The 16,696-nt window shown below is 54.0% G+C and carries 12 protein-coding genes; 6 read left to right on the top strand and 6 right to left on the bottom strand.

Features of this window, described 5'->3' with window-relative positions:
• Positions 1-26: 26 nt before the first annotated feature.
• Positions 27-2,306 (bottom strand): NADP-dependent oxaloacetate-decarboxylating malate dehydrogenase, encoded by a 2,280-nt coding sequence (gene maeB / locus FDX09_RS08580; RefSeq protein ID WP_038642540.1) that lies wholly within the window; start codon positions 2,304-2,306, stop codon positions 27-29.
• 279 nt (positions 2,307-2,585) lie between these two features.
• Between maeB and tkt the strand changes: the two genes are divergently transcribed.
• On the top strand, positions 2,586-4,580 hold the full coding sequence (gene tkt, locus FDX09_RS08575; RefSeq protein ID WP_121529387.1) for a transketolase: 1,995 nt from the start codon (positions 2,586-2,588) through the stop codon (positions 4,578-4,580).
• Here tkt and FDX09_RS08570 read toward each other — a convergent pair.
• The 3 genes from FDX09_RS08570 to aegA all read right to left on the bottom strand — a co-directional run bounded on the left by FDX09_RS08570 (position 4,570) and on the right by aegA (position 8,359).
• Complete coding sequence (locus tag FDX09_RS08570; RefSeq protein ID WP_121529388.1) at positions 4,570-5,613, bottom strand: DUF1176 domain-containing protein; 1,044 nt, start codon at positions 5,611-5,613, stop codon at positions 4,570-4,572. The genes tkt and FDX09_RS08570 overlap by 11 nt on opposite strands.
• A 123-nt stretch (positions 5,614-5,736) precedes the next feature.
• Positions 5,737-6,312: a GDP-mannose pyrophosphatase NudK gene (gene nudK / locus FDX09_RS08565; RefSeq protein ID WP_121529389.1), complete on the bottom strand. Its 576-nt coding sequence runs from the start codon at positions 6,310-6,312 to the stop codon at positions 5,737-5,739.
• A 67-nt stretch (positions 6,313-6,379) separates the two neighbouring features.
• Positions 6,380-8,359 carry a formate-dependent uric acid utilization protein AegA gene (aegA, locus tag FDX09_RS08560; protein ID WP_121529390.1) on the bottom strand — a complete coding sequence of 660 codons (1,980 nt, stop codon included), beginning with the start codon at positions 8,357-8,359 and terminating at the stop codon, positions 6,380-6,382.
• Between the two features lie 263 nt (positions 8,360-8,622).
• Here aegA and narQ point away from each other — a divergent pair, with 263 nt between their 5' ends.
• The gene (narQ, locus tag FDX09_RS08555; RefSeq protein WP_121529391.1) at positions 8,623-10,320 is read left to right on the top strand and encodes a nitrate/nitrite two-component system sensor histidine kinase NarQ; all 1,698 of its coding nucleotides are present in this window, start codon (positions 8,623-8,625) and stop codon (positions 10,318-10,320) included.
• A gap of 184 nt (positions 10,321-10,504) precedes the next feature.
• Positions 10,505-13,618, top strand: coding sequence for a multidrug efflux RND transporter permease AcrD (acrD, locus tag FDX09_RS08550; protein WP_069324476.1), 3,114 nt, complete (start codon positions 10,505-10,507; stop codon positions 13,616-13,618).
• 75 nt (positions 13,619-13,693) lie between these two features.
• On the opposite strand, the gene ypfM is transcribed toward acrD, so the two are convergent.
• Complete coding sequence (ypfM, locus tag FDX09_RS08545) at positions 13,694-13,753, bottom strand: protein YpfM (protein WP_001386977.1); 60 nt, start codon at positions 13,751-13,753, stop codon at positions 13,694-13,696.
• A 387-nt stretch (positions 13,754-14,140) separates the two neighbouring features.
• On the opposite strand from ypfM, the gene FDX09_RS08540 reads away from it, so the two are divergent.
• From FDX09_RS08540 to FDX09_RS08530, 3 genes are read left to right on the top strand one after another with little or no spacing between them, the layout of a single operon-like run.
• Positions 14,141-14,497 (top strand): ArsC family reductase, encoded by a 357-nt coding sequence (locus FDX09_RS08540; RefSeq protein ID WP_069324475.1) that lies wholly within the window; start codon positions 14,141-14,143, stop codon positions 14,495-14,497.
• Positions 14,498-14,500: 3 nt separating this feature from the next.
• Entirely contained in the window at positions 14,501-15,628 is a 1,128-nt protein-coding gene (gene dapE / locus FDX09_RS08535) for a succinyl-diaminopimelate desuccinylase (RefSeq protein ID WP_038642554.1), read from the top strand.
• Between the two features lie 27 nt (positions 15,629-15,655).
• On the top strand, positions 15,656-15,856 hold the full coding sequence (locus FDX09_RS08530) for a membrane protein (protein WP_003037974.1): 201 nt from the start codon (positions 15,656-15,658) through the stop codon (positions 15,854-15,856).
• A 103-nt stretch (positions 15,857-15,959) separates the two neighbouring features.
• On the opposite strand, the gene ypfH is transcribed toward FDX09_RS08530, so the two are convergent.
• Positions 15,960-16,658, bottom strand: a complete 699-nt coding sequence (gene ypfH, locus FDX09_RS08525; protein ID WP_069324473.1) for an esterase — start codon at positions 16,656-16,658, stop codon at positions 15,960-15,962.
• Positions 16,659-16,696: the final 38 nt, after the last annotated feature.

The following is a 16,696-nucleotide window of genomic DNA, read 5'->3' as shown; positions in this document are numbered from 1 at the left end:
CCGCGCCAGAAATAATTAAAGTGAAATTACAGCGGCTGTGTTTGAGCTTCTACAACGGCCAGCGCCACCATATTAACGATACGACGAACAGAGGCGATCTGCGTTAATACGTGCACCGGTTTCGCTACCCCCATCAACACTGGGCCGACCGTTACGCCTTCGGAGCTGGAAACACGTAGTAAGTTGTAACTAATACGAGCAGCCTCCATATTCGGCATCACCAGAATATTGGCTGAGCCTTTCAGTGGGCTATCCGGCATACGGTCGTTACGGATACTTTCCACCAGCGCGGCATCACCGTGCATTTCACCGTCAATCATCAATTCTGGCGCACGCGCCTTAATCAGCGCCAGTGCTTCACGCATTTTGCTGGCAGACGGACAATTTGATGAGCCAAAGTTGGAATGTGACAGTAATGCCACCTTCGGTTCGATACCAAAGCGACGCACGGTTTCTGCCGCCATCACGGCGATTTCAGCCAGTTGCTCCGGCGTTGGGTCATCGTTGACGTAGGTGTCGGCGATAAAGGTGTTACCGCTTGGCAGCAGCAGTGCGTTCATCGCCCCGGCTGTATGCACGCCATCACGGTGACCAAACACCTCTTTCACCACGCTGAAGTGCTCATGATAGTCACCAATCGTACCGCAGATCATCGCATCGGCTTCACCGCGCTGCACCATGATCGCGCCGATAACCGTAGTGTTGGCAATCACCGCACGCTGCGCCTGCTCCTGGGTAATACCACGGCGCTTCATGATCTGGTAGTACTCGTTCCAGTACTCTTTAAAGCGCGGATCGGACTCATTGTTAACGATTTCAAAATCGACGCCGGCTTTGATCTGCAGTCCCAGTTTCTGGATACGCATTTCGATCACACTCGGACGACCAATCAGGATCGGCTTCGCCAGACCTAAGGTGATCAGCTCCTGAGTCGCATGCAGCACACGCGCCTCTTCCCCTTCCGTCAGCACCACACGCTTCGGCGCTTTACGTGCCTGGGAGAAAATCGGCTTCATGAACAGGTTGGTTTTGTAGACAAATTCGGTCAGCTTATCGATATAAGCGTCAAAGTCAGCAATCGGACGCGTTGCCACACCGGAGTCCATCGCCGCTTTTGCTACCGCCGGGGCGATTTTAACAATCAGACGCGGGTCGAACGGTTTAGGGATGATGTATTCCGGGCCAAAGCTCAGGTCCTGGTCGCCATAGGCGGAGGCCACCACTTCGCTCTGCTCGGCGTGCGCCAGCTCAGCAATGGCGTGTACCGCGGCCAGTTTCATCTCTTCGTTGATGGCGGTAGCGCCGACGTCCAGCGCGCCACGGAAGATGAACGGGAAGCAGAGAACGTTGTTAACCTGGTTCGGATAGTCGGAACGACCGGTACAAATGATAGCGTCCGAGCGCACCTCTTTTGCCAGCGGCGGCAGGATTTCCGGTTCCGGGTTGGCAAGTGCCAGGATCATCGGCGCACGCGCCATCTTCTTGACCATTTCCTGGGTCAGCACTTTGGGACCGGAGCAGCCGAGGAAAATGTCTGCGCCGTCAATCACGTCATCCAGCGTACGTTTACCGTCATCCACTACCGCGTAAGCCGCTTTGGTTTCCGCCATGTTCGGTTCGCGGTCTTTGTAAATCACGCCTTTGGAGTCGCAGACCACAATATTGTGTTTCTGCATCCCCAGCGCCACCAGCAGGTTCATACAGGCAATCGCCGCCGCACCTGCGCCGGACACCACCATGCGTACGTCAGAGATATTTTTCTCTACCACCCGCAGACCGTTAAGAATTGCGGCGGTGCTGATGATCGCCGTGCCGTGCTGATCATCATGGAATACCGGTATATTCATACGCTCGCGCAGTTTTTGCTCAATGTAGAAGCATTCCGGCGCTTTGATGTCTTCGAGGTTGATGCCGCCAAACGTTGGCTCCAGGGCCGCCACGACATTGATAAATTTATCCGGATCAAGCTCATCCACTTCGATGTCGAACACGTCAATCCCGGCGAATTTCTTAAACAGAACGCCTTTTCCTTCCATCACCGGTTTGCCAGCCAGTGCGCCTATATTGCCAAGGCCCAGCACCGCTGTACCGTTGGAGATAACCGCAACCAGGTTGCCGCGCGCGGTGTATTTGTAGGCCGCCAGCGGGTCCTTTTCAATTTCCAGACACGGCGCTGCAACGCCTGGCGAGTAGGCCAGAGCAAGATCGCGCTGTGTTGCAAGAGGCTTGGTCGGAGAAACCTGAATTTTACCTGGTACTGGAAATTCGTGGAAATCGAGGGCGCTTTGTTTTAACTGGTCATCCATCTTGTTGTTCCTTTCACGTGTCGATCAAAAAAGTGGCGCGGGTAACCATGCTACGAGCCGCACATTATCACCTCAGTCAGCGGCCCAAACTTTGAAGGTCCCCAAACTCTCGCCATTCAAAGAAAGAATTTGTTATCAACTTATAACAGCCATGTTACCTGCTTAATCCAGCAATGCCATGCTTGTCTGCTATGCTTTTTGCGTGTGCAGCCCGCAATTTTCCCAAAAGTGTGAATTAACACACGCATCTAACGCTTTACTTTTCAAGGAGTATTTCCTATGACCCGTAAAGAGCTTGCCAATGCCATTCGTGCGCTAAGTATGGATGCCGTACAAAAAGCTAACTCAGGCCACCCCGGCGCACCAATGGGAATGGCCGATATCGCCGAAGTACTGTGGAATGATTTCCTCCGCCATAACCCGACCGATCCCACCTGGTACGATCGTGACCGGTTTATTCTGTCCAATGGTCACGCTTCAATGCTGCTTTACAGTCTGCTGCATCTTTCCGGCTACGATTTGCCGTTAGAGGAGTTGAAGAACTTCCGCCAACTGCATTCGAAGACGCCAGGGCACCCGGAAATCGGCTACACGCCGGGCGTGGAAACCACCACCGGCCCGCTGGGTCAGGGTTTAGCCAACGCGGTTGGCCTGGCGATTGCCGAACGCACGCTGGCGGCGCAATTTAACCAGCCGAATCATGAGATTGTTAACCACTATACCTGGGTGTTTATGGGCGACGGCTGCCTGATGGAAGGGATTTCCCACGAGGTTTGTTCCCTGGCGGGAACCCTGGGACTGGGCAAACTGATCGGCTTCTACGATCACAACGGCATCTCGATCGATGGCGAAACCGACGGCTGGTTTACCGACGATACCGCGAAACGCTTTGAGGCCTATCACTGGCATGTGGTGCATGAGATTGACGGTCATGATCCTGAGGCGGTGAAAAAAGCGATTCAGGAAGCGCAGGCTGTTACCGATAAGCCATCGCTGATTATCTGCCGCACGGTGATTGGTTTTGGCTCACCGAATAAAGCCGGGAAAGAAGAAGCGCACGGCGCCGCGCTGGGCGAAGAAGAAGTGGCGCTAACCCGACAGAAGCTGGGGTGGCACCATCCTGCTTTTGAGATCCCCAAAGAGATTTACCGGGCGTGGGATGCACGGGAAAAAGGTGAGAAAGCGCAACAGGCCTGGAACGAGAAATTCGCGGCGTATCAACAAGCACACCCGCAGCTGGCGACTGAATTTACCCGTCGAATGAGCGGCGGGCTACCGGAACAGTGGGAAGAGACGACCCAGAAGTACATTACCGACTTACAGGCTAATCCGGCCAAAATCGCCACCCGTAAGGCCTCGCAAAATACCCTGAACGCCTACGGTCCGATACTGCCTGAGCTGCTTGGCGGCTCAGCGGATCTGGCGCCGAGCAACCTGACCATTTGGAAAGGATCTACGTCGCTTAAAGAGGATCCCGCCGGAAATTACATCCACTATGGCGTGCGGGAGTTTGGCATGACCGCGATTGCCAACGGTATCGCCCATCACGGTGGCTTTGTGCCGTACACCGCCACGTTCCTGATGTTTGTCGAATATGCCCGTAATGCCGCGCGCATGGCGGCGTTGATGAAGGCCAGACAAATCATGGTTTATACCCACGACTCGATTGGTCTGGGGGAGGATGGTCCTACGCACCAGGCCGTCGAACAGCTCGCCAGCCTGCGTCTGACGCCTAATTTCAGCACCTGGCGACCGTGCGATCAGGTTGAGGCGGCAGTAGGCTGGAAGCTGGCGGTCGAACGCCATGACGGGCCAACGGCGCTAATCCTCTCCAGACAAAATCTGGCGCAGGTTGAGCGTACACCTGAACAGGTGCAGCAGATTGCCCGCGGGGGATATGTGCTGAAGGACAGCGGCGGTAAACCGGATGTTATTTTGATTGCTACCGGTTCAGAAATGGAAATTACGCTGCTGGCGGCGGAAAAACTGACCGGTGAGGGTCGTAACGTGCGTGTGGTTTCTCTGCCCTCGACCGATATTTTTGACGCTCAGGATGAGGCGTACCGGGAATCGGTCTTACCGGCAAACGTCAGCGCCCGGGTGGCGGTGGAAGCAGGCATTGCCGATTACTGGTACAAATATGTCGGTCTAAAGGGGGCAATTGTCGGCATGACCGGTTATGGAGAATCAGCTCCGGCAGATAAATTGTTCCCGTTCTTCGGCTTTACGGTAGATAACATCGTCGCCAAAGCGCATAAAGTGCTTAACGCGTGATCCACAATGTGGGCCAGGCATCTGGCCCATGCCAGTTATCGCAACTTGGTTCCTGGGCATAACGCGCCAGGCGAAACCGCTGTCCGTCATAGCGCCAGCGCGTCTGGATACCGCAATCAGCCAACCCTCGTCCTTTGGCGAGGGTGACCAGTTCCCGCGACTTCTCGTCAATCGTGGCGTTGGTCAGTTCCATATCCCGACTTTCGGCATCCGTTTTAAATGGCAGACTCAAACGGACGGCACTGGAGGTTAACGGTTTTGCGCGTGAAACAATCCACGCCAGATCGATGGTGTTATACGCCCCGGCTTCACAGCCGATCATCAGTAGCGCTTTGTCATCCGTCAGGGCCGTGACGCGCATCTCGCGACGCAGTGGATCGATCGAGCAGCGAATACCATTGATGCGCCAGTTACCATAATCCAGCAGCTCACTGCGCTCTTGTTGCGTTAAGGGCGTTGGCGTTGGGTTAATGACAGCCACACCTTTCAGGGCCGGTGCTGGCGGTACGCTGAGCGGCGGCTCATCACCTTTTTCGATCCAGGCGGTTTCGCTCCCCACGCGTTTTTGCTGGGCGTCGATAAACAGTAATGCGGCTTTTAATCCGATCAGTGAAAGATTTTGCGCGCCTTTTTGCAGGGTTATTGCCTTCGCGTCCTGTACGGTTTGTAAAAATGCGCTAATAGTGACCGGATCATCGGTCATCAGTTGCCAGGGCGTAATACGCCAGTGCTCACCGCTAAGCGAAAGCGGTGCGCCATCCAGCAACAGGCGCGGCGCAATTTCGCTCTCTTTAGCATGGGAAGGCTCCAGCCCTCCCAGTTCAATACGCAACACCGCATCGGTGTGCGCCCCGGCGCTGCGGCTGAGGGTCATGACCAGGCCGTGATGTTCTCCGGTATTGCGCGCCACGCAAAAATTCTGGTTATTACACGTCACCTGCCAGTCAGAAAACGCCTGCTGCGCGGGCGCGGCCCACAGCAAACGGACGGGAATCAGCCCGAGCAGAAAAATGAAAATGACGCGATAGCGCATGGACGGTACAACCCCGGAATTAAAACACACAGCCTAAGCGGTATCTTCCTTGCGCGACTGATGTGGCTCAATAAGAATCGTCGGATTGGCCGTCTATTTGTAAAGAAATATTAATACTCAGGGTTAATCCATAAGGTGCGACGACTGCAGGTAGTTCAACAACAGCACCGTTTTGCCGTCACGGATCTCACCCGTTTTAATCATTTCCAGCGCCTGCGTGAACGGCAACTCCAGAACCTCAATATCTTCATCTTCAACACCGCCGCCTGCATTTGCCCGCTGACTGTCGCTGTATTGCGCGATAAAGAAATGGATCAGCTCCGTTACGCCGCCCGGCGACATGTAGAGTTCGAACAGTTTACGCACTTCCCCCACTTCATAGCCGGTCTCTTCAATCGCCTCTTTACGAATACACGCTTCTGGTTCGTCGTTATCCAGTAGTCCGGCGCAGGTTTCAATCAGTTGGCCGTCTTCGTTACCGTTGACCCAGGTCGCGACGCGGAACTGACGGATGAGCACCACGGTTTTCTTCTCCGCGTTATACAGCAGAATTGTGGCGCCGTTGCCGCGATCGTAAACCTCGCGCTTGTGACGAATCACCTCACCGTCACTTCGGGTCAGATCATAGGTAATATTGCGCAGGATGAAGTAGTTATCAGAAAGGACTTTATCTTTGATGAGGGTAATTTTTTGCGACATACCGGCTCCACGGCGAGAAGGGAGAAATAATACTACGCCGTGAAACCGGGTTTGTCTTGACCTTCGGCTAGTGAGATTTGACTGATTTTACGCCCAGCCAGTCGACGATCCCTTGGGCAGCATGCCGCCCTTCAGCCATCGCCGTGACCACCAGGTCCGCACCGCGTACCGCATCTCCGCCGGCAAAGATTTTCGGGTTACTGGTTTGATAACGGTACGCGCTCTCAACGTTGGCGGCAATGCGTCCCCAGTTATCGACCTTAACGCCATGCGCCTCCAGCCACGGCATACCGTGCGGGTGGAAACCAAACGCCATGATCACCGCGTCTGCGGGCATAACAAACTCACTCCCGGCGATCGGCACCGGGCGTCGACGCCCATTCGCGTCCGGCTCGCCAAGCTGGGTACGTAAGAAACGCACGCCACTGACTCGTCCATCGGCATTCAACACCAGCTCAACCGGCTGGACGTTAAACTCAAAGTTCGCCCCCTCTTCGCGCGCGTTTTTCACCTCTTTTTTCGAACCCGGCATGTTGGCTTCATCACGACGATAGGCGCAGGTAACCTGGCTTGCCCCGTGACGCAGCGCGGTACGCACGCAGTCCATCGCCGTATCGCCTCCGCCCAGCACCACAACGTTCAGCCCGGCGGTATCGATAAACGGTTCTTCAGGCAGTTCATCCAGCCCCATCACCTGTTTGGTGTTGGCAATCAGGAACGGCAGCGCATCATAAACGCCCGGTGCGTCTTCATTCGGCAGGTCCGCCTTCATGGAACGATAGGTCCCCACGCCCACAAATACGGCATCGTACTCTTCCAGCAGCGTCGCCAGCGCCACATCCCTACCCACTTCACAGTTAAGTTCGAAATGAATGCCCATGGCGCTGAAGATTTCACGGCGACGCGCCAGCAGCGTTTTGTCCAGCTTGAAGGCCGGTATGCCAAACGTCAGCAAACCGCCGATTTCAGGATGGCGATCGTATACGGTGGCGCTAACGCCGTTTCGCGCTAACATATCCGCACAGGCCAGGCCTGCCGGACCCGCGCCGATAATCGCGACGCGCCTATCCACTTTCTGTACGTGGCTTAAGTCCGGTCGCCAACCTTTGCTCAGCGCCCGGTCAGAAATATAACGCTCAATATTACCGATAGTCACCGCGCCATGCTCGTTACGCACCGTGCATGCCCCTTCGCAGAGCCGGTCCTGGGGACACACGCGCCCGGTCACTTCCGGCAGGCAGTTGGTCTGATGAGAAAGCTCAACCGCCGCGTCGATGTTCCCGGCTTTGACCAGTTCTATCCACTGCGGAATATGGTTATGCAGTGGGCAGGTCCATTCGCAAATACTGTGGTCGCCGCATTTCAGGCAGCGGGATGCTTCCCGTTCCGCCTGCGCCGTGCGAAACGGCAGATAGATCTCTTCAAAGCTGGTTTTTCGGGCTTCAATCGCCAGCTTATCTGGCTCACCACGCGCAGGCGTCGCCTGCATTTGCTCACGTTTGGTGATGGCATCCTGAACAAAATCGGTAGCGCTACTGTGCCAGGGCTGACTCTCCAGACTGGCTGTACGCAGTCTGCGCGCTTTTGACAGGCCGGTAAGCGCGTTTTCCGTCACCAGCTGTAACGCCTGTGCCGGACAGTTTTCCACGCAGGCGGGGCCTTCTTCACGCCCCTGGCACAAATCGCATTTATGCGCAGTCGCTTTCACCTTTCCTTTAGCCACGGGAGTGAGTACGATCTGCATCGTGCCAAAGGGACAGGCCACGACGCACGATTTGCAGCCAATACACTTTTGCGGGTTCACCTGCACGCTGTCGTTATCATGGCTGATTGCCCCGTTTGGGCAACTTCTGGCGCAGGGGGCATCTTCACAGTGGTGGCAGGTCACCGCACTGCGCTGTTGCTGATGCTTGATGACGGTAATTCGGGGCTGAAAATGCCGCGGGCTCAGGACATGCTGCTCGCCATTGTGGGCCATGACGCAAGCGACCTCACAGGCATGGCAACCCAGGCACTGCTGGCTATTGACCATAATAAAACGATTCATGGCTTCCTTCTTTTTTGGTTGCAAAAACCTTATTCTTTATATGACTGTTGTTATTAACCGACACGGAAGGAAGCGGCAATGTTCATTTGCCCAGGAAGCACAACTATTTATCCAGAACCTGTGGCAGATCAATTTATTTCATCGCATATGAAATTGTGTTTCAGTTACCATCCAGTTTCATGGCGTTTTATTAACATTTATCAAATACACCGTATCGTTCGGGCTGTAGCAAGGCGCGACGTGTATTGTGTGAGGATGCGCAAGTGACGGTAAAGCGTCCGGTCTCGGCCAGCCTGGCCAAGGCTTTTTTCTACATCGTGCTGTTGTCGATTCTCTCAACGGGTATTGCGTTGCTCACGCTGACCAGCAGCTTGCGGGATGCTGAAGCCATCAACGTTGCTGGCTCATTGCGCATGCAAAGCTACCGTCTGGGTTACGATCTGCAAAGCCAAAGCCCGCAGCTCAACGCCCACCGCCAACTTTTCCAGCAGGCGCTAAACTCGTCGGCATTACAAAATCTGAATGCGTGGTATGTACCGCAAGCGGTGAAAAGTCGCTATGGACGACTGCATGCAAACTGGCTGGAAATGAACGCCCGTCTGATCGATAGCGATTTAAAATGGTACCAGGCCAATATCAATAACTATGTCGATCAAATCGATCTCTTCGTGCTGGCGTTGCAACATTACGCCGAACGCAAAGTGATGCTGGTTTTTGGTATTTCGCTGGCAGGCGGGATTGGCATATTCACGCTCGTCTTCTTTACCCTGCGGCGCATTCGCCAGCAGGTGGTGCGGCCGCTAAATAAGCTGGTAATGGCCAGCCAGCATATTGAGCACGGTCAGTTTGATATCCCACCGCTGGATACCGGTTTACCCAACGAACTGGGGCTGCTGGGCAAGACCTTTAGCCAGATGTCGAGTGAATTACACAAGCTGTACCGTTCACTGGAAGCCTCGGTCGCAGAGAAAACCCACGATCTCCACGAAGCCAATCGCCGTCTGGAGGTGCTGTATCAGTGCTCTCAGGCGCTCAATACCAGTCAGATTGATGTGTACTGCTTCCGCCATATTTTACAGATTGTCCGCGAACATGACGCCGCGTATTTCCTGGAGCTTACCGTCGGTGATAACTGGCGGATTAGTGAAGGGAGCAAAAGCCCCGAGCTGCCAATGCAAATCCTGCCGGTCACGATGCAGGAAACCGTCTACGGCGAACTGCACTGGCAAAGTCCAAACGTCAATGCCTCGACCCCGCTGCTCAACAGCGTATCTTCTATGCTGGGACGCGGGTTGTACTTCAACCAGGCGCAAAAACATTTTCAGCAGCTGTTGTTAATGGAAGAGCGCGCGACCATTGCACGTGAACTGCACGACTCGCTGGCGCAGGTGCTCTCTTATCTACGCATTCAGCTCACGTTGCTGAAGCGCTCGATTCCAGAGGATAACGCTCCGGCGCAAAGTATTATGGCGGATTTCTCTCAGGCGCTGAATGATGCCTATCGTCAACTGCGCGAGCTGCTGACCACCTTCCGTCTGACCTTACAGCAGGCTGATTTACCCTCCGCCCTGCATGAAATGCTGGAAACGCTGCAAAATCAGACCTCAGCTAAACTGGTGCTCGATTGCCGGTTGCCTACGCTGGCGCTGGATGCGCAAATGCAGGTGCATCTGCTGCAGATTGTTCGTGAAGCGGTACTGAACGCAATTAAGCATGCTAACGCAACCGAAATTGCCGTCAGTTGCGTCACCGCGCCGGATGGCAATCATACGGTTTATATTCGCGATAACGGCATCGGCATTGGCGAACCGCATGAGCCCACCGGGCACTATGGATTAAATATTATGCGTGAACGAGCGGAAAGACTGAGCGGCACATTGACCTTCTCGCAGCCCTCCGGCGGGGGAACGCTGGTAAGCATCAGTTTTCGTTCGGCTGAATCCGACAGTAAGCTAACGTAAAGAACCGCAAAGCGCCGTCGGGTCTGGATCCAGGTCTGACGGCGCTGGCACAAAAGGTATGCTGTAAACGGGCATGATAATTTACATTATCTTCTTTTTTTCTCCACGTTTGCCCCGTACCTTGCCGCTAAAGTGAAGCAAGTCATACCCATAACGATACGCAGAAACACGAGGTCCCCTTTTAATGGCGAATTTTTTCATCGATCGCCCCATTTTTGCCTGGGTGTTAGCTATCCTGTTGTGTCTGACAGGAGCCCTGGCTATTTTTTCGCTACCCGTTGAGCAATATCCCGATCTGGCCCCGCCCAACGTGCGGGTAACCGCCAACTATCCTGGTGCATCTGCACAAACGCTGGAAAACACCGTGACCCAGGTCATCGAGCAGAATATGACCGGTCTCGATAATCTGATGTATATGTCATCACAGAGCAGCGGGACAGGCCAGGCGACGGTTACGCTGAGTTTTGTCGCCGGGACCGATCCTGATGAAGCCGTACAGCAGGTGCAAAACCAACTGCAATCGGCAATGCGTAAGCTGCCGCAGGCGGTACAGGATCAAGGGGTCACGGTACGCAAAACCGGGGATACCAATATTCTGACCATCGCCTTCGTCTCTACCGATGGCTCCATGGATAAGCAGGACATCGCCGATTATGTGGCGAGTAATATTCAGGACCCGCTCAGTCGTATAAACGGCGTGGGGGATATCGACGCCTACGGTTCACAATACTCCATGCGTATCTGGCTCGACCCGGCCAAACTTAACAGCTTCCAGATGACCGCCAAAGATGTGACCGACGCTATCGAGTCACAGAATGCGCAGATTGCCGTCGGGCAACTTGGCGGCACGCCTTCAGTGGACAAACAGGCGCTGAATGCGACGATTAATGCCCAGTCGCTGCTGCAGACTCCGGATCAATTCCGCGATATTACTCTGCGCGTTAACCAGGATGGTTCGGAAGTTAAACTGGGCGACGTGGCGACGGTCGAAATGGGGGCTGAAAAGTATGATTATCTCAGCCGCTTTAACGGTAATCCCGCCTCCGGTCTGGGCGTGAAGCTGGCCTCCGGCGCCAATGAAATGGCAACGGCAACGCTGGTTATTAACCGCCTGAACGAGCTGTCGCAATATTTTCCGCACGGGCTGGAATATAAGGTAGCGTATGAAACCACCTCCTTCGTAAAAGCCTCAATCATCGACGTGGTAAAAACGCTGCTGGAAGCGATCGCGCTGGTATTTTTGGTCATGTACCTGTTCCTGCAAAATTTCCGCGCCACGCTGATTCCCACTATCGCCGTTCCCGTCGTGCTGATGGGTACCTTCTCCGTGCTCTACGCCTTTGGCTATAGCGTGAACACGTTAACCATGTTTGCGATGGTGCTGGCGATCGGCCTGCTGGTGGATGACGCCATTGTGGTAGTGGAAAACGTCGAGCGTATTATGAGTGAGGAGGGCCTCTCACCGCGTGAAGCCACGCGAAAATCGATGGGACAAATCCAGGGCGCGCTGGTCGGTATCGCCATGGTACTGTCGGCGGTGTTTATCCCAATGGCCTTCTTCGGCGGCACTACCGGGGCTATTTATCGCCAGTTCTCGATTACCATTGTTTCCGCGATGGTGCTGTCCGTTCTGGTGGCGATGATCCTCACCCCTGCGCTGTGCGCCACGCTGCTTAAACCGCTGCATAAAGGCGAACAACACGGGCAGACCGGTTTCTTCGGTTGGTTTAACCGCATGTTTAACCGCAATGCCGAACGCTACGAAAAAGGCGTTGCCCGGATCCTGCATCGCAGCCTGCGCTGGATCCTGATCTACGTTCTGCTGCTCGGCGGTATGGTCTTTCTGTTCCTGCGTCTGCCGACTTCCTTCCTGCCGCTGGAAGACCGCGGAATGTTTACCACCTCGATACAGCTCCCCAGCGGCTCCACCCAACAACAAACGTTGAAAGTGGTAGAGGAAGTAGAGAAGTATTACTTCACCCACGAAAAAGACAACATCATGTCGGTCTTTTCCACGGTAGGATCCGGCCCCGGCGGGAACGGACAAAACGTGGCGCGTATGTTCGTGCGTTTAAAAGACTGGGATGAGCGTGACACCACCACCGGGACCTCCTTCGCCATCATCGAACGCGCGACCAAAGCGTTTAATAAGATTAAAGAGGCTCGCGTCTTCGCCAGCAGCCCTCCAGCCATTAGCGGCCTCGGAAGTTCGGCTGGTTTTGATATGGAACTGCAGGATCACGCCGGCGCGGGCCATGACGCGTTAATGGCCGCACGCGACAAGCTGATTGAGCTGGCCGGGAAAGACGCGTCCCTCACCCGCGTTCGTCATAACGGACTCGACGACAGTCCACAATTGCAAATTGATATCGATCAGCGCAAAGCCCAGGCGCTGGGCGTGTCCATTGACGACATCAACGACACATTGCAAACGGCCTGGGGCTCCAGCTACGTTAACGACTTTATGGACCGCGGCCGCGTGAAGAAAGTCTACGTCCAGGCGGCGGCAAAATACCGCATGCTCCCGGACGATATCAACCTGTGGTACGTCCGCAATAATAGCGGCGGCATGGTGCCTTTCTCGGCCTTTGCCACCTCGCGTTGGGAAACCGGCTCACCGCGTCTGGAGCGTTATAACGGCTATTCTGCCGTCGAGATTGTCGGTGAAGCCGCGCCCGGCGTCAGTACCGGTACGGCGATGGACGTGATGGAGTCGCTGGTCCGCCAATTGCCGACCGGATTTGGCCTGGAATGGACGGCGATGTCTTATCAGGAACGACTGTCGGGTTCTCAGGCCCCCGCCCTGTACGCTATCTCTCTGCTGGTGGTGTTCCTGTGTCTGGCGGCGCTGTACGAGAGCTGGTCGGTGCCCTTCTCCGTCATGCTGGTCGTGCCGCTGGGGGTTATTGGCGCGCTGCTGGCCACCTGGATGCGCGGTCTGGAAAACGATGTGTATTTCCAGGTCGGGTTATTAACCGTTATCGGACTCTCAGCGAAGAACGCGATATTGATTGTTGAATTCGCCAATGAGATGAACGAGAAAGGACACGATTTGCTTGATGCCACGCTGCATGCCTGTCGCCAGCGCTTACGCCCGATTCTGATGACGTCGCTGGCGTTCATCTTTGGGGTGTTGCCGATGGCCATCAGCAATGGCGCAGGTTCCGGCGGTCAACATGCGGTGGGGACCGGTGTAATGGGCGGGATGATTTCAGCCACAATCCTGGCTATTTACTTCGTTCCCCTGTTCTTTGTGCTGGTCCGTCGACGTTTCCCATTGAAGCCACGCCCAGAATAATCGGACACAAAAAAGGCGACTTACGTTGAGTCGCCTTTTTTTATCCTTTGCAGGATATGAATTTCTTCCAGAAAATTATTTACGAAGCATGACTTCGATAAAGTCTTTCCAGTTCCCCAGTTCACGTTCAATCATAACAACCTCTCTTATTATTATGAGCATTCTACGAAATCATCATCATCAAAAGAAGATCATTTAACCGATGGTTGTGATTACATCCTCCCGTGTTTGGGTATATGTGATCACTATGCGCTAAACCCATAAATTTTATGTGACTTACTGCAACATTTTGAAATATTCATACATCATCTACTACTTTGACAATTCTGATGGAAAAACAGGCTGATGCAAACAGGCAAATTCTGATTTTCATTTATACGATAGTTTTGGAACTTTCAGGAATCATTATTCACCCTTGTTCAACAATGTTATATTTCTCTATAACGCCTGAATGACAATATGTATTATTCATGTTCACAAAACATAGGCATAAATATTCAAATTCCATCAATAAGGATTCAGATGATTACTCTCTACGGCATTAAGAATTGCGATACGATTAAAAAAGCCAGACGCTGGTTAGAAGAACGAGGGATCGACTACCGCTTCCATGATTATCGCGTCGACGGCCTGGACAACACGCTATTACAGTCCTTTATCAGCGAATTAGGTTGGGAGCCGCTGCTCAATACGCGTGGAACCACCTGGCGAAAACTGGATGAAGCCACGCGTAGCCAAATCACTACTGCGGACGCAGCCGCCGCGTTGATGATTGAAATGCCTGCAATTATCAAACGCCCATTGCTCTGCGCGCCGGGTAAGCCTATGCTGCTTGGTTTCAGTGATTCCAGTTATACGCAGTTTTTTAATGAGGTGTAATCTATGTCGTGCCCGGTTATTGAGCTGACTCAGCAGCTTATTCGCCGTCCTTCTCTGAGCCCGGATGATGCCGGGTGCCAGGCGTTAATGATTGAACGCCTGCGCGCGGTAGGTTTTACCGTTGAGCGAATGGATTTTGGTGACACGCAGAATTTTTGGGCATGGCGCGGTAAAGGTGAGACCCTGGCATTTGCCGGTCACACTGACGTAGTGCCTGCCGGCGATGTCGATCGCTGGATTAATCCGCCGTTTGAACCGACCATTCGCGATGGCATGTTGTTTGGGCGTGGCGCTGCCGATATGAAAGGTTCACTGGCGGCGATGGTCGTGGCCGCAGAACGCTTTGTCGCCCAACATCCTAATCATCAGGGCCGCCTGGCATTCCTGATAACCTCTGACGAAGAGGCCAGCGCCAAAAATGGCACCGTGAAGGTGGTTGAAGCGCTCATGGCGCGGAACGAACGCCTCGATTATTGTCTGGTTGGCGAGCCGTCCAGCACGGAAATCGTTGGCGACGTGGTGAAAAATGGTCGTCGTGGTTCACTGACCTGCAACCTGACCATTCACGGCGTGCAGGGGCACGTAGCCTACCCGCATCTGGCTGATAACCCGGTACACCGCGCAGCGCCTATGCTCAATGAACTGGTGGCGATCGAGTGGGATCAGGGTAACGAGTTCTTCCCGGCGACCAGCATGCAGATTGCCAATATTCAGGCAGGAACCGGCAGCAACAATGTTATCCCGGGTGAGCTCTTTATTCAGTTCAACTTCCGTTTCAGCACCGAATTAACCGATGAAATGATTAAAGCCAGGGTGCTGGAACTGCTGGATAAACACCAACTGCGTTATACCGTCGACTGGTGGCTCTCCGGTCAGCCGTTCCTGACCGCACGCGGTAAACTGGTGGATGCAGTAGTGAACGCCATTGAGCACTATAATGAAATTAAACCGCAGTTACTGACTACAGGCGGGACATCCGACGGGCGTTTTATTGCCCGCATGGGGGCACAGGTAGTAGAGCTTGGGCCGGTCAATGCGACCATTCATAAAATTAATGAATGCGTTAATGCCGCCGACCTGCAACTGCTGGCCCGTATGTATCAACGTATCATGGAGCAACTCGTCGCCTGATGAGTGTTCCTGTAAGAGGAAATGAGCATGGACTGGCTGGCAAAATACTGGTGGATTTTAGTGTTGGTGTTTCTGGTAGGCGTATTGCTGAACGTGATTAAAGATCTCAAGCGTGTCGACCCTAAGAAATATCTCGCCAATAAGCCGGAGCTTCCCCCGCATCGTGACTTTAACGATAAGTGGGACGACGACGACGATTGGCCAAACAAGGATCAACCGAAGAAATAATTTCCAGGCCGATAAGTTCCGTAGGCCCGGTAAGCATTAGCGCTACCGGGTATCAAGTGCCGGATGGCAACGCTTCGCGTTTTATCCGGCCTACTGTGATCAATCAGATCATCTCAATCACATCATCATCGTGAGGCTTACCACCGCTCAGCGCTTCATCAAAGTAGTGTTTCGGTACGGTAAAACGCAGATGATCGAGCGCAAACTGCATGCTGTGTTCATCAATGGCGTGCCCCAGATTTTCGACGATATCCAGCGTCACATCTCCACCGGCGCGAATTAACGCTTCCTGCGCAGCAACGGCGTGAGATAACTCAATCACCCGGTCTTCACCGCCGTGAATCAAATGTACCGTCGTAGCCGTGGTTGCAACCTCTGGTAAGGTGGCGTAGCGACCATTGAAGGCGATGACCCGCGATGCCAGCCCCGGCTCGGCTTTAATACTCTCAAGCGACATAATCGCCCCCTGAGAAAAACCAATCAGCGCGGTAGCCTGCGGTGAAACGCCGCTGTGTTTTTGCCAGTAGCGCACGGTTTCAATAAAGACCGGCATAATGGCGTCAACACGCGCCTGCCGGTTCTCCTCCGTTACACCCTGAACCGAAAACCACTGACGTCCGGAAGGAGAACCATAAGGCTCAGCCCCGCCAATGCTGACGATGAGCGCATCCGGAAACAGCGGTGCAAACCAGGAGCCGATTTCGCCCATGGCAACCGGGTTATCGCCGACGCCATGAAACAGCAGCAGTAGCTGTTGAGCGGGTTTATCAGGACTTTGAACAACAAAATGGTCATGTTTCATGGCGATCTCCTTAACTGATGAGAATCATTCTACGCCGC

Source organism: Citrobacter sp. wls717 (assembly GCF_005280955.1).
Classification (GTDB): domain Bacteria; phylum Pseudomonadota; class Gammaproteobacteria; order Enterobacterales; family Enterobacteriaceae; genus Citrobacter; species Citrobacter werkmanii.
This window is presented reverse-complemented; position numbering and strand designations above follow the sequence as displayed.

What these genes read in the sequence shown, in the direction of transcription:
- maeB (WP_038642540.1), bottom strand. Translation starts at nt 2,306, where the DNA reads ATGGATGACCAGTTAAAACAAAGCGCCCTCGATTTCCACGAATTTCCA.
- tkt (WP_121529387.1), top strand. Translation starts at nt 2,586, where the DNA reads ATGACCCGTAAAGAGCTTGCCAATGCCATTCGTGCGCTAAGTATGGAT.
- FDX09_RS08570 (WP_121529388.1), bottom strand. Translation starts at nt 5,613, where the DNA reads ATGCGCTATCGCGTCATTTTCATTTTTCTGCTCGGGCTGATTCCCGTC.
- nudK (WP_121529389.1), bottom strand. Translation starts at nt 6,312, where the DNA reads ATGTCGCAAAAAATTACCCTCATCAAAGATAAAGTCCTTTCTGATAAC.
- aegA (WP_121529390.1), bottom strand. Translation starts at nt 8,359, where the DNA reads ATGAATCGTTTTATTATGGTCAATAGCCAGCAGTGCCTGGGTTGCCAT.
- acrD (WP_069324476.1), top strand. Translation starts at nt 10,505, where the DNA reads ATGGCGAATTTTTTCATCGATCGCCCCATTTTTGCCTGGGTGTTAGCT.
- FDX09_RS08540 (WP_069324475.1), top strand. Translation starts at nt 14,141, where the DNA reads ATGATTACTCTCTACGGCATTAAGAATTGCGATACGATTAAAAAAGCC.
- dapE (WP_038642554.1), top strand. Translation starts at nt 14,501, where the DNA reads ATGTCGTGCCCGGTTATTGAGCTGACTCAGCAGCTTATTCGCCGTCCT.
- FDX09_RS08530 (WP_003037974.1), top strand. Translation starts at nt 15,656, where the DNA reads ATGGACTGGCTGGCAAAATACTGGTGGATTTTAGTGTTGGTGTTTCTG.
- ypfH (WP_069324473.1), bottom strand. Translation starts at nt 16,658, where the DNA reads ATGAAACATGACCATTTTGTTGTTCAAAGTCCTGATAAACCCGCTCAA.